Source organism: Arthrobacter sp. ov118 (assembly GCF_900116495.1).
In the GTDB taxonomy this organism is placed as follows: Bacteria; Actinomycetota; Actinomycetes; order Actinomycetales; family Micrococcaceae; genus Arthrobacter.
The window spans coordinates 150,494-163,416 of record NZ_FPAY01000006.1 but is presented as its reverse complement, the minus strand read 5'-3'; the positions used below and the strand labels follow the sequence as shown (position 1 = coordinate 163,416).

Below are 12,923 nucleotides of genomic sequence, written 5' to 3'. Positions count from 1 at the left end.
GTAAAACGGCTGTGGACTTGATTGCCCCGGTCGATCAAGTCCACAGCCGTCTAAACTGGCCGCCAGGTTCTTGTCAATGGCGTGAAAGCATCTGACTTGTCGAACTCAAGAGTGGACCAACGGGGCGTCTGCGACCACTTTCCTCAGAAAAGCGTCTTGCTACTTCAGTTTGTATGTCACCTTGCCGATTTCGGTCGCACCAAGATCGCTTGATGCGACGAGATCTACAGCAGTTGTCTCATCATCAAGTTCATAGGCAATGGCGTTTTCAACCGTTCCGCCCTTCTTGATCTTTTCCGTCTGGCTGCTTAGAAACCGGTCATCGGGCAGAGACCCAACCTCAAGCTTGTTTTCTGCGTTTGGATTATTGTCTTGATAGGCCGTGATGGCATACAGGAAGTTCATCGGACTGACGTCTTTGCCAGCTAGGTTTGTAGTTTTGTACCAAAACGCAATGACAGGCTTTTTTCCGTATTCATTGCCCTTCTCGCCCACTGGAATGATCTTGTGAGCCGTGATGGCAATTTTCACCTGCGGTGTAGTAAGTACGCCCTCTTTAAAGTACGAATCACTTGTCGAAATGGCCTGTGTCGGGCTCGCACTCGCCGAACTGTTGGTACTTGAGTTACTGCTCTGGGCAGACGGCGCACCGCACCCACCCAGCACCAGAGCAACCGAAGCGCACGCAAGCAGCACCAAAGACTTCTTCATCTAAAACTTCCTTTATCCCCCGCTTGCTAAGCAAGCAAATATTTACACTTCAGTGTACCGACCGAATTATAGCCCCGAGTCCGCCCGCCTTTTGATGACTATTGGTTGAGTGTGCACAGCAGTAGTCCAGCTAAAGGGGCAGGGATTGCTAAATGGCACCATTGGATCAAGCCGCGACATCATATACGGTGCGATACGGCGCGGCGTCAACAGCCGAGGCAACGGGATCATTAGGGATGTCGATCAGATGAAGCCGTTCAAGTCGTGGCGGGCCGCCGGCACTACCGTGAACTTTAGGGGCAAATGGCACGCCCGGTTGTCCAGCTGGGGATCGGCCGTCGGGCGCCAAGAGTCAGCGCTTCCGAGGGACGTTGACGCGAACATCGGCGGCCTGAATTTCATCGAGCACCCACCGCTGGTACTTCGGGTGGTCCGGGTACTTCTTACGAAGATAGTCCCGGATGACTTTTCCCGGGCGGTGCTCGTCGGTGTAGCCGAGTTCCCGAGCGATTTCGGCAGGTTCATATGTAGCCACAACCCTGAGTGTAGCCGGCGACCTGGTCACGTCAGACGTGAGTTGGCCGCGAGCGCCCAGAGGTCGATACCTCATCTGAACAGGCAGATGCCTCGCGAAAGTTTTAGCCCCGCCCGTCTCGAATCCATCGTTTACGAAACGCAACGCGATCCCGCACCCACCCCCTACTGTTGAACCTGCACCGAACGAAACCGTTTACGTAAACCGTTTGCGTGACTGTCATCATGACGGCGTACGCAACCAGCAGACACCCTCAGGGAGGAGGAACAGTGGCAACCATCCGCGATGTCGCCAAGCACGCCGGCGTCTCCCCCGCCACTGTTTCCCGCGTGGTCAACGGCCTGGTCGGCTACTCCGACGAAACAAGGGAACGGGTCGAAAAAGCGGTCAGGAGCCTCAGCTACGAAACGGACTCCCTGGCCCGGGGCCTGAAGACCCGGCAGACGTCCGTCATCGGGCTCCTCGCGCCCATGGTTTCGGATGCCCTCGCCTCCCAGGTGATGCAGGGCGTCGAGGAGGAAGCGCAAGAACGCGGCTATGCCGTGATGCTCGGCCGTACCGGCGCCAAGTCGGCCTACATCGCCGGCTATCTTCGGACCCTGCGCACCTACCGGGCCGCCGGCGTCATCCTCATCTCCGCGGTGATCACGCCGGAGACCCGGCAGCTGCTGGGGCCCAGTGTCCCCATCATCTCCGTCGCCATCAGCGACAAGTCGGGCTCGCCCAGCGTGGCGATCGACGACGAGCAGGCAGCCTACGACGCGACCCGTCACCTGCTGCGGCTCGGCCACCGGCGCATCGGCCTGCTCGCCGGGGACCCGGCGTCGGTCTACGTGGCCCAGCCCCGCCAGCGCGGCTACCTCCGCGCCATGGCCGAGGCCAAATGCACGCCGGTCACCGCCACCGGGACCTTCTTCTACGAAAGCGGCGCCCCCGGCGTCGACGAACTGCTACGGCAGGATCCCGGCCTCACCGCGATCTTCGCGGTCAGCGACGAGATGGGCGCCGCCGTCGTCAATGAACTGCAGCGGCGTGGCCTCCGGGTGCCGGAAGACGTCTCCGTCCTCGGCTTCGACAACACTTCCACCTCCCGGCACGTGAACCCGCCGCTGAGCACCATGGCCCAGCCGCTCGAGGAGATGGGACGGATGGCGGTCAAGAAACTGCTCCGCTCCCGCGACCTCGGACCAAAGATTATGCCGCACCGGCTCATCGAGCGCGGCTCCACCGCGCCCCTTGCCGAGCCACCGCCGACCCCACCCGTGAACACGCGGGCGGCACCCGCAACCCCCGAAACCGGCACCCTGGAACCGGTCGGCTAACCCGGCCGACCAACCCCCACAGATTTACCCACCAACGGCCCGCGGCATCCGCATGCCCGGAGCCGGACTTCAGCACGCACCAAACCAAGAAAACCAAGGAGCAACACATGAGGCAGCGCCGCCGCACCTGGCAGACTCTTCTCACCACCACCGCCACCCTGACCGTGGCCGCCGTCGCCCTCACCGGCTGCGGCGGAACCGCCCGCGAGGCCAAGAGCGCCCCGAGCGCCGCCGCGGCGTTCGAGGGCAAGGGGCCCATCAACTACGTCTCCTCCCGTGACTCCTCCAAGGCCGCGAACAAGAGCATCGAGGAATGGAACGCCGCCCACCCGGAGGAGAAGGTCACGTTCATCGAACTGCCCGACTCCGCGGACCAGCAGCGCCAGCAGCTCATCCAGAACGCCCAAATCAAGTCGGACACCTTCAGCGTGCTGAACCTGGACGTCGTCTGGAACTCCGAGTTCGCCGCCAACAAGTGGATCCTGCCGCTCCCGGCCGACGCCGTCCCCACCGACAAGATGATCCCCGGCCCCGTCAACGCCGCCAAGTACCGCGACACCCTCTACGCCGCCCCGTACTACACCGACGGCGCGCTGTTCTACTTCCGCTCCGACCTGCTCAAGGCCGCCGGCATCGCCGCCCCGCCCAAGACCTGGGACGAGATGAAGACCGCCTGCAAGGCCGTCCTGGCGCTTCCGGAAGCCAAGGGCATGTCCTGCTACGCCGGCCAGTTCGACAAGAACGAGGCCCTCACGGTCAACTTCTCCGAGGCCGTGGCCTCCGCCGGCGGCTCGATCGTCGACGCCGACGGCAAGCCCACCGTCAACACCGCCGAGGCCAAGAAGGGCCTGAACCTGCTGGTGGACGGCTTCAAGGAAGGCCTCTTCCCCTCCGACGCCATCACCTACCTCGAAGAGCAGGGCCGCCGCGCATTCCAGGACGGCAAGCTCGTCTTCCTGCGCAACTGGCCCTTCCTCTACTCCTCGCTGAGCGCCACTGACGGCTCCAGCAAGGTGGCCGGCAAGTTCGGCGTCACGTCCATCCCGGGCACCGACGGCCCCGGCGTCTCCACCCTGGGCGGCCGCAACCTCGCCGTCTCCCCGTTCACCAAGAACAAGGCCACCGCGCTGGAGTTCATCAAGTTCTTCACCAGCGAGGAGCAGGCCCAGAAGCGCCTCGCGCTGAGCTCCCGCGCCCCGGTGTACGCGTCCCTCTTCGAGGATCCCGCCGTCGTCGCCAAGCGCCCGTTCTTCCCCACCCTGCTGAAGTCGCTCAGCAACGCCCAGCCGCGCCCCAAGGTGGTCCAGTACGGCGCCACCACCAAGGCGATCCAGGAAGAGGCCTACGCCGCGATCACCGGCAAGAAGGACACGGACACGGCGCTGAACGACATGCAGGCCAAGCTCACCGAGCTCGCCTCCAAGTAGTCCGCACCCTTCTAGCAACACCGCGTACTACAGCACTCTCAGCGGCATCGGGCCGGCCGGATCCTTCCGGCCGGCCCGGCAGCCGCCACCCTTTTTCTTTAACTTTCTTTAGCTCCGCAGGATCCCCTTCTTAGGTCCCCAGTTAGGTTCCGAAAATGACGACGACGACCGCCCCGCCCGCCGGCGTGCAGCCCGCGCCGGAAACCCCCAAGCCCCGCAGGCGCGCCCAGCGCACCGCCGGCGAAGGCCGCATGGCCGCCCTCCTCCTCTCCCCCACCCTCCTGGTCCTGGCCCTGGTTATCCTGTACCCGCTGCTCTCCGCGGTGCACCAGTCCCTGTTCCGCGCCGAATCTGGCCTGGACGCGGACGGCTTCGTCACCGACGTCGACGCCTTCGTGGGCCTGGCCAACTACGCCGACCTGTTCGTCGGCGAATCCGGGCGCCGCTTCCTCAACGCGCTCGGCAACACCACGTTCTTCACCGTCACCACCGTGTTCCTCGAGACCGTCCTGGGCCTCTGCCTGGCCCTGGCCATGAACCGCGCCTTCCGCGGTCGGTCCTTCCTGCGCGCCAGCATCCTGGTCCCCTGGGCGGTGCCCACCGCCGTCTCCGGCCTGCTGTGGCGCTGGATCTTCCAGTCCGACGGCATCGCCAACACCCTGCTCGGCAGCGAAATCCTCTGGACCGCCGAGGGCAACGCCTCCCGTGCGGCCATCATCATCGCCGAGGTCTGGAAGACCGCCCCGTTCATCGGCCTGCTGGTCCTCGCCGGCATGCAGGTCATCCCCGCCGAAGTCTACGAGGCGGCCAGGATCGACGGCGCCGGCTGGTGGCGCCAGCTCGGCTCCATCACCCTGCCGCTGGTCAAGCCCACCCTTCTGGTCGCCGTGCTGTTCCGCATGCTCGACGCGCTGCGCATGTTCGATCTGCCCTTCGTCCTGGTGGGCCCGGGCAAGGAGTCCGTGGAGACCCTGTCCATGCTGGCCTGGGACGAATCCAACCAGCTCCGCTACGGCTCCGCCTCCGCGTTCGCCGTGATGCTGTTCCTCTACGTCGCCCTCGTCGCGATCGTGTTCGTCAAGGTGCTCGGCGCCGACGTCACCGGCGCCAAGGAGCTGAAACTGATCTCGAAGAAGTCCCGCACCAAGGCAACCCGCACGCGGCCTATCGCTGAACAGGAAATCGCCGAACAGAAGAAGGCCGAGGCCACCCGATGACCATCTCCGACCTCCGCAACGCCGCCACGGACTCCGGCGCCGGCACACCCGGGGCGACTGACGCCGTCGTACCCGGCAAACCGAAAGCGCAGCGCACCTGGCGCTCCTACTCCGTGTACCTGGGCCTGGCGCTGATCTTCGCCTACTGCCTGGCGCCGTTCTACTGGATGCTGGTCTCCAGCCTGCGCCGCACCGCCGACATTTTCGACAACACCCTGCTGCCGGCGCCGTTCTCGCTGGAGAACTACGTCAAGGTGTTCGACGGCTCCACCATGTTCGGCCAGGCCCTGCTGAACTCCCTGATCGTGGCCGGCACCACCACGGTGTTTGCCCTGCTCCTGGGCGTATTCGCCGCCTACGCGATCTCCCGGCTGAACTTCCGGTTCAAGTCGCTGATCCTGGGCGTCATCATCGCGACCTCGATGTTCCCCGGCATCTCCGTGGTGGTGCCGCTGCTGCGCCTCTTCACGGACCTCGGCTGGATCAACACCTACCAGGCCATGATCGTCCCCAGCCTGTCCTTCGCGATCCCGCTGGCGGTCTGGAACCTCACCACATTCATGAAGGCCCTGCCGTTCGACCTCGAGGAAGCCGCCATGATCGACGGCTGCACCAAGTGGCAGGCGTTCCGCCGCGTCCTGCTGCCGCTCGCCGCGCCGGGCGTGTTCACCACCGCGATCCTGACCTTCATCCACAGCTGGAACGAGTTCATCATAGCGCTGTCCATGATCAACGACCCCAAGATCCAGACCGCCACGGTCGCGATCTCCAAGTTCACCGGCGCCACCGAATTCCAGGCGCCGTTCGGTGAGCAGATGGCCGCCGGCGTGATCGTCACCGTACCGTTGGTCATTATGGTGCTGATCTTCCAGCGGCGGATCGTCGAAGGCCTCACGGCCGGGGCGAGCAAATGAGCGCCGTCCTGCCGGCGGGCCCCATGGCGGGCGCTGTCGAGGAAACCACCATCGCGCCCGCCCCCGACTGGTGGCAGTCCGCCGTTATCTACGAGGTCTACCCGCGCTCCTTCGCCGACGGCGACGGCGACGGCGTGGGCGACCTCGCCGGCCTCACCGCCCGGCTGCCGTACATCGCCGCGCTCGGCGTCGACGGCATCTGGATGACCCCGTTCCAGCCCTCCCCGCAGGTGGACCAGGGCTACGACGTGACCGACTACTGCGGCGTGGACCCGCTGTTCGGCACCATGGAACAGTTCGAGTCTCTCCTGGCGCAGGCGCACGCGCTGGGCCTGCGGATCCTGCTCGACGTCGTCCCCAACCACTGCTCCTCCGAGCACCCGCTCTTCCGGGCGGCCCTCGCGGCCAGCCCGGGTTCGCCGGAGCGGGGCATGTTCCACTTCGTGCAGGGCCGCGACGGCCAGACGCCGCCGAACAACTGGCAGAGCGTGTTCGGCGGCCGGGCGTGGAGCCGAGCCAACCCGGACTCTGCAACCGACCTTGACTGGTACCTGCACCTCTTCTCGGCCGGCCAGCCGGACTGGAACTGGCGCAACCCCGCCGTCGGCGATTACTTCGACGGCGTGCTGCGCTTCTGGTTCGACAAGGGCGTGGACGGGCTGCGCATCGACGTGGCGCACGCGCTTTTCAAGGCCGACGGGCTACCGGATTCGCCGTCCGAGGGCGGGGTGGTGGACGGGCTGCGATCCAACCCGCAGGTCTCCGACCAGGAGGACGTCCACGAGGTCTACCGCCGCTGGCGCACCATCGCGGAGAAGTACGAGCCGCACCGCCTGCTGGTGGGCGAGGTCAACCTAGAACCGGCCCGCGCCGCCCGCTACACCCGCGCCGACGAGATGCAGCAGGCCTTCGCATTCGCTTTCGTGAAACTCGGCTGGGATCCGGAGGCGTGGGCCGCCGTCGGCAACGAGCTCGAGGCGGCGCGTCTGGAACACGGTGCCGCCCCGACGTGGGCGCTGGAAAACCACGACATCGTCCGCTCCGTCACCCGCTTCGGCGGCGGCGAGCTCGGTGGGGTGCGGGCGCGGGCCGCGCTGGTGGCGCTGCTGGGACTGCCCGGAGCGGCGTACATCTACCAGGGCCAGGAGCTCGGGCTGCCCGAGGTCGAAGTTCCGGTGGAGGCCCGGGTGGATCCGATGTGGGCCCGCGGCGGCGTCTGCCGCGACGGCGCCCGCGTCCCGCTGCCATGGACAGAGAACGCGGCCCTGAGCCACGGCTTCTCGCTCGGTGAACCCGCGGCGGAGCCGTGGCTCCCGCAGCCCGCAGACTGGGGATCCCACGCCATCGAGCTGCAGGAACAGGACCAGGACTCAGCCCTGAACCTCACCAAAGCGGCGCTGGAGCTGCGCCGGCAATTGTGGAAAAACGAGGTCTTCACCGCGGACGACGGCGGCAGCTGGCGGGTCGAGGCCGGAAACCTCCTAATCTGCAAACGCAACGAGCACTTCCTCGTCGCCGTCGCGATGGGAACCGAACCGGTCAGACTGCCCGCCGGCACCGTGCTGCTCACCGCCGCCCCGCTGGAACAGGACGGCTGGCTCCAGCCGAACAACGCGGCCTGGGTGCTGAGGTAGCTGCCTCAAGAAAAGGGCCGTCCACGTTTCCCTTCCGAGACGGGACGGCACCTTTTCCTTCCCAGCGTGGAGACCTACCTACGGGCGGTCTCCGGCTCGTCCAGACAAGGATTCCACCGCCTGCCGCAAGGCCATTAGCATCCAATCCGGATCCAGTTCCGCCCTCTCACCGGCCGGCATCTCGCCTGCAGCGCCGGGGAGGAATACTTTCGGTCCTGGCCCACCGATATCTTTCGCGATCACCAAGGTTGCAGTTGGAAAGCGCTCAACTGTGGTGCAGTGCACAGCCCTTGGTCGAAGTTCATAGATGTCTCCTTGTCGGACCGTCCTGACCTCCCGTTCGTCGAGGGACCATCTGCCATCCAACTGAACAGTGGTATTTCCATCATTCCCATACTCGATCTGATAAGCACCAAATGGCCCCGAAGGGTCCTGTCTCGGTTCCAAGTAGATGTCAGTCAGCCCTCCCGTGAGGACGGCACTGCGGAGATCCCACGTGTGATCGTGAAGGCTGCCGAGATCGTCCGCCCATGCTGCGGTCTCCTTTGTCCAGAGATGCAGCCGAGTTCGAAATGACCCACCTACGATGTTGGTCAGTTCTAGATGAGCAAACCCCAGCGGATGCCGTGTAGCGGACACTATGGGAAGCGCGTGTGTCATCTCCTCAAGGATTTCTCTAGCCAACGCGCTGTCGATTCCGACGCCGCCAAGGATGTTCTTAACTCCCGACGCAGTAGATTTAAGCCCTGCCACCGAAGGCCTTTCTGTTGATGGTTTCAAAGTCGAGGTCTTCGGCCTTGGCAAATCCAGACAACAAGGAGGTCTGCCCCTCCTCGCCGTTCATAACCCGGCAATCTTCCAGTACACGCCTCGCCCATTCTGCTGTCATGGCATCCGGGCCGGGGATCTTCCTATGATCTCCAGAAGGTTTAAGGACCGCATGGCCGTGAGCTGCATTCTCGAACTCGTCCTTAATGCTCTTGTAGAAGAAGCTATCCCGTCTTGCCATTAGGGCGGGAGCCGCCTGTGACGCCACCGTCGCGAGCAGCATCGATGATCCCATGTCTATGCGCAGTGGGCTGTAGTTGCGAAGAAGGACTATCTCGGCCGTAATCCGAGAACGAGCGGCATGGACGCAGGCAGACAAGATACACGCAAGCAAATCCGCCTGAATCTCCCTCGGGTTGGACTCGTCTTCACGCCTATCAGCAGGATCCCGCTGCCTGCTCCGATAGGAAGAATAACGATCACAAAGGTGTTCGTCCCTAGGATCCAGTATCTGGACGCAAACCGGCTGAGGTTCTAAACGGTTGGCCAATGTCGGCAGGACTTGATCACGGAACCAGCGGCCGGAGCCGCCCCGGAACCACCAACCAGTGGTGTTGCTCAATTCAGCCACCAGCAGTGGGTTAATTTCAGCACTTACCACTTGTCTGAGTTCAGCTTCTTGTACCAGCTGTTCGAGCTGGTTGAGAAGCAAGCCATGGCGTTCATCCCGGCGTCGCTCCTCCACTTCGCGAACCCGCCGGAGGCGGGAGGCGGTATACAGGCTAAGCAGGACTGTGGAAACAGTGAATAGGAAGACCTCATCAGGGAGGTCCTTCGGCAACTCGAACGGGGTGAACAGATCAACAAGTGCGACCACTACGCCAATTAAGCCTGCGAGACCTGTGATAGCGCCAGCGGGGTCTTTCTTTGCAAGACTTGCTGTCTCGCGCCAGAATCCCTTCTCTTCACTCAACCGAACTATTTCCTATCTGCGTTGGACCAGGGCCCGATCCAATACCGTACGAACAGGGCAATCGCCCACCTTGATTGACGTTCTAACACACAAGTGTCAGCAAGAACCCTATCCGATGCTCGAGCCTCCCTCGCTGCCCGCACCGCAGGTTTACGGCCCCCCGTAGGACCTGGAAAACCACGACATCGTCCGTTCCGTCACACGTTTGGGCGGCGGCGAAGAGCTCGGCACTGTCTGGCCCCCGGGCTCCATCGTGGCCTACCCTAGACCCGGGACGCCGCGCTGAACCACGGCTCCCTTCTCGCTGACGCCTCCGGGCGTCCATCCGAACCGTGGCTCCCGCAGCCCACCGATTGGGGAGCGGACGTCGTCGAGCTGAGGCAGCAGGACCGACAGTCTCGTCGCTGTCGCTACGGGCGCCGATCCCGTGAAATTGGCCGCGGCCACTGTGACCAGGCCCCGCGGCCAGGACGACCGGGTGCAGCCGAATGATGCAGCCTGAATTCTATAAGGCTGAGATGACTGCGTTAATGAGACAGCCTCTCAGGGCTACAACAGTCTCCGCTGCCGGAACATCGGGAACTGCTCCCTGACCCGCGTCACGGTTCTCAATCGAAACATCCACGGCCGCATGCCCGGCTCCAGACCCAGGTCCGTTTCAATGACCCCCATCGGATCCACCAGCACGCTTCGGCCAACGGAGACCGGCGGGGCTTGGCACACCCCGGCCACGTAGACGCTGTTCTCGATGGCGCGGGCCGCGTTCAGCGCCAGCCACTGCTCGGTCTTTTGGTTGCCCGGCACCCAGGAGGAGCAGACCAGCAGGACCTGGGCGCCGGCGTCGGCCAGTGATCTGGCCAGCTCCGGGAACCGCAGGTCGTAGCAGGTCGTTAGGCTGTGGCTGGCTTCACCGGCCTCAAACACCACCGGATCAGTAGACGGACCGGGCTTGATGAACGTCGATTCTTCGGAGCCCTGGGCGTCGAAGAGGTGGATCTTCCGGTAGAAGGCGAGCCGGGCGCCGTCGGGCCCGAAGGCCACCAGGGTGTTGTACGCCTTGCCCTGTTCCTCCGAGGTTTCCACCACGCCCGCCACCAGCGCAATGCGGTGCCGGCGGGCGGTGTTGGCCAGCCCCCGGCAGACGGGACCGTCCAGCGGCTCGGCGACCTCGGGGGAAGGTCGCGTCCACCTTCTTCTTCTCGTAGGTGGCGTACACCGGGAAGCAGTGCGATGGCGCTGGCCGCGGAGGCCGAATCCTCGAAGACCCCGCCAGGGTGCACCAGCTGCGTCACGTAGGAGACCACCACGAAGATGCCGCCGCCGGTCAGCGCGATGAGCATGATCGCGCGGGGCATGTTCTTGCGCGGGTTAGTGGTCTCCTCGGTGAGGGTGGTGACGGCGTCGAACCCGAGGAACGAGTACGCGGCGATCGCGGCGCCGGACGAGATGGTGGCGAAGCTGGAGGTGTCGTTGAAGAACGGCTGCGTGCTGGCCAGGCCGCCGGCGCCCTGGGTGGACACCACGTTGCCGATGGACAGCGCCACGAAGAACACAATCACCAACATCTGGAAGGCCATCAGCACGTAGTTGGCCTTGTCCGCCACCTTGATGCCCAGGATGTTCAGCACCGTGGTGATGAGGATGAAGCCCACAATCCAGACCCCGATCGGGATACCAGGGAACCGCGCGCTCAGGTAGGAGCCGCCGATGAGCCTGATCACCATCGGCAGGGAGAGGTAGTCCAGCAGGATGGCCCAGCCCACCAGAACCCCACCCTGAGATCGATCGACCGGAGGACGTAGGTGTCAGTGTGTCGGAGACGGAACCGGTCTGGACTTGGGTATGCCGTCCGGCCCAGGAGCATTCAGCACGAATATCGTCCAGCACCTCAAAACGCCAAGGGCGCGCCCGGCCAGACCGGACGCGCCCTTCGTGTGCTCGGCCCCCGTCCAAGCACCTGATTTCAGTCGACAAGCACCGGGTGCTTATCGCGGTCCTCAGATTCAATGCGGCCCGGAACTTTGCCGGAACGGTGGTGAAGCCAGTTGGCCACCGCCAGAAGCCCTACGAGTGCGAAAGTACTCAGGAGCTGGGGACGGGAATCCTCGCCGATGAAGCCCACCGTGAAGATCGCCGCGAGGATGAGGAGACCCATGCACGTGAGCCACGGGAAGCCGGGCATCCGCAGGGGAAGCTCCGTCCCCTGGCGGTCGGCGCGGAGGCGCAGCGCGAGCTGGGCGAGGAGCGCGGACGTCCACACCAGCAGGCACGTCGAACCCACGATGTTGAGCAGGACGGGAAGCACCTTCTCGGGGAAGGCCAGCTCCAGCACAACCGTGACAACACCAAAAGCGACGCTGGCCAGGACTGCGACAACAGGTACCTGCGCCTTGGACACCGAGGCAAGCAGGCGCGGCGCTTCACCCCGCTCGGCGAGGGAGAACGCCATCCTTGAGGCACCGTAGAGGTTGGCGTTGAGGGCGGAGAGCAGTGCTGCCACGGCCACCAGGGTGATGGCGGTGGCGGCGCCGGGCATGCCGGCGGCGTCCAACACGGCGGCGAACGGGCTCTTCAGCCCCGCCGAACCCACGGGAACCACGGCCGCGATGACGAAGATCGCACCGATGTAAAAGATCAGGATGCGCCACAGCACGGTCCGGACCGCCTTCTTCACACTGCGGGCCGGCTCGGCGGTCTCAGCTGCCGCCACGGACACAATCTCGGTGCCGCCGAACGCGAACGCCACCACGAAGAGTGCCGTGGCAATACCGGCGAAACCGCTGGGAGCGAATCCGGCGCCGGTGAAGTTGGCCAGGCCCGGCGACTGCACGCCCGGCAGCCAGCCGAAGAGCAGGGCAGCGCCGACCAGGAGGAATCCCACGATTGCTGCCACCTTGAGCAGCGCGAACCAGAACTCGAACTCGCCGAAGTTCTTCACGCTGGTGAGGTTCACAGCGGTGAGCACCACGATGAACACAAAGGCCATCAGCCACACCGGCAGCGCCGGGAAGATGGTGGCCAGCAGGCCTGCCGCACCCAGCGCTTCCGCGGCGATGACCACCACCAGCTGCAGCCACCAGAGCCAGCCCACCGTGGCACCGGCCACCGGCCCGTAGGCCTTGGCGGTATAGACGGAGAAGGCGCCGCTGTCCGGATTAGCGGCGGCCATCTCGCCGAGGGCCCACATCACCAGGATGATAAGGGTGCCGGCCACAAGGTAGGAGATCAGCACGGCCGGGCCCGCGGCCTGGATGCCGGCGCCGGAGCCGATGAAGAGGCCCGCGCCGATGGCGCTTCCGAGCCCCATCATGGTCAGCTGGCGGGGTTTGAGTGCGGCGCCCAGTGCGCGGCCAGACGTCTTTGTCTGTTGTTCCATGGGGAGTCCTCTGGTTGTAAGTGGAACGGATGGGGTTTCAGGTCAG

The 12,923-nt window shown here is 64.5% G+C and carries 10 protein-coding genes and 1 pseudogene; 5 read left to right on the top strand and 6 right to left on the bottom strand.

The annotated features are described in order from the left end of the window. Positions 1–159: 159 nt before the first annotated feature. Positions 160–711: a DUF5067 domain-containing protein gene (locus BM372_RS12985; RefSeq protein WP_090955849.1), complete on the bottom strand. Its 552-nt coding sequence runs from the start codon at positions 709–711 to the stop codon at positions 160–162. 352 nt (positions 712–1,063) lie between these two features. Beyond that, positions 1,064–1,246, bottom strand: a complete 183-nt coding sequence (locus tag BM372_RS20480; protein WP_143111478.1) for a hypothetical protein — start codon at positions 1,244–1,246, stop codon at positions 1,064–1,066. A gap of 269 nt (positions 1,247–1,515) precedes the next feature. Here BM372_RS20480 and BM372_RS12980 point away from each other — a divergent pair, with 269 nt between their 5' ends. From BM372_RS12980 to BM372_RS12960, 5 genes are all read left to right on the top strand, one after another. Then, the gene (locus tag BM372_RS12980) at positions 1,516–2,568 is read left to right on the top strand and encodes a LacI family DNA-binding transcriptional regulator (protein ID WP_177235993.1); all 1,053 of its coding nucleotides are present in this window, start codon (positions 1,516–1,518) and stop codon (positions 2,566–2,568) included. Between the two features lie 107 nt (positions 2,569–2,675). Next, positions 2,676–3,995 carry an ABC transporter substrate-binding protein gene (locus tag BM372_RS12975; protein ID WP_090955847.1) on the top strand — a complete coding sequence of 440 codons (1,320 nt, stop codon included), beginning with the start codon at positions 2,676–2,678 and terminating at the stop codon, positions 3,993–3,995. 155 nt (positions 3,996–4,150) lie between these two features. Then, positions 4,151–5,212 carry a carbohydrate ABC transporter permease gene (locus tag BM372_RS12970; protein WP_177235992.1) on the top strand — a complete coding sequence of 354 codons (1,062 nt, stop codon included), beginning with the start codon at positions 4,151–4,153 and terminating at the stop codon, positions 5,210–5,212. Further along, positions 5,209–6,126, top strand: coding sequence for a carbohydrate ABC transporter permease (locus BM372_RS12965; protein ID WP_090955845.1), 918 nt, complete (start codon positions 5,209–5,211; stop codon positions 6,124–6,126). The genes BM372_RS12970 and BM372_RS12965 overlap by 4 nt, the downstream gene beginning before the upstream one ends. Further along, a complete protein-coding gene (locus tag BM372_RS12960; RefSeq protein WP_256214236.1) occupies positions 6,123–7,760 on the top strand; it encodes an alpha-amylase family glycosyl hydrolase in 1,638 nt (545 codons plus the stop codon). The genes BM372_RS12965 and BM372_RS12960 overlap by 4 nt, the downstream gene beginning before the upstream one ends. Positions 7,761–8,499: 739 nt before the next feature. Here BM372_RS12960 and BM372_RS12955 read toward each other — a convergent pair. From BM372_RS12955 to BM372_RS12940, 4 genes and pseudogenes are all read right to left on the bottom strand, one after another. Further along, positions 8,500–9,501: a hypothetical protein gene (locus BM372_RS12955; RefSeq protein ID WP_090955843.1), complete on the bottom strand. Its 1,002-nt coding sequence runs from the start codon at positions 9,499–9,501 to the stop codon at positions 8,500–8,502. Positions 9,502–10,050: 549 nt separating this feature from the next. Further along, the gene (locus BM372_RS12950) at positions 10,051–10,632 is read right to left on the bottom strand and encodes a nitrilase-related carbon-nitrogen hydrolase (protein WP_256214248.1); all 582 of its coding nucleotides are present in this window, start codon (positions 10,630–10,632) and stop codon (positions 10,051–10,053) included. A gap of 155 nt (positions 10,633–10,787) precedes the next feature. Further along, positions 10,788–11,225 (bottom strand): annotated as a pseudogene (locus tag BM372_RS12945) (amino acid permease); the annotation flags it as partial. Positions 11,226–11,464: 239 nt separating this feature from the next. Further along, positions 11,465–12,877, bottom strand: a complete 1,413-nt coding sequence (locus BM372_RS12940; RefSeq protein WP_090955841.1) for an amino acid permease — start codon at positions 12,875–12,877, stop codon at positions 11,465–11,467. Positions 12,878–12,923 lie beyond the last annotated feature (46 nt).

Coding starts and splice junctions, on each gene's coding strand:
- BM372_RS12985 (WP_090955849.1), bottom strand. CDS start 711: ATGAAGAAGTCTTTGGTGCTGCTTGCGTGCGCTTCGGTTGCTCTGGTG.
- BM372_RS12970 (WP_177235992.1), top strand. CDS start 4,151: ATGACGACGACGACCGCCCCGCCCGCCGGCGTGCAGCCCGCGCCGGAA.
- BM372_RS12975 (WP_090955847.1), top strand. CDS start 2,676: ATGAGGCAGCGCCGCCGCACCTGGCAGACTCTTCTCACCACCACCGCC.
- BM372_RS12940 (WP_090955841.1), bottom strand. CDS start 12,877: ATGGAACAACAGACAAAGACGTCTGGCCGCGCACTGGGCGCCGCACTC.
- BM372_RS12965 (WP_090955845.1), top strand. CDS start 5,209: ATGACCATCTCCGACCTCCGCAACGCCGCCACGGACTCCGGCGCCGGC.
- BM372_RS12960 (WP_256214236.1), top strand. CDS start 6,123: ATGAGCGCCGTCCTGCCGGCGGGCCCCATGGCGGGCGCTGTCGAGGAA.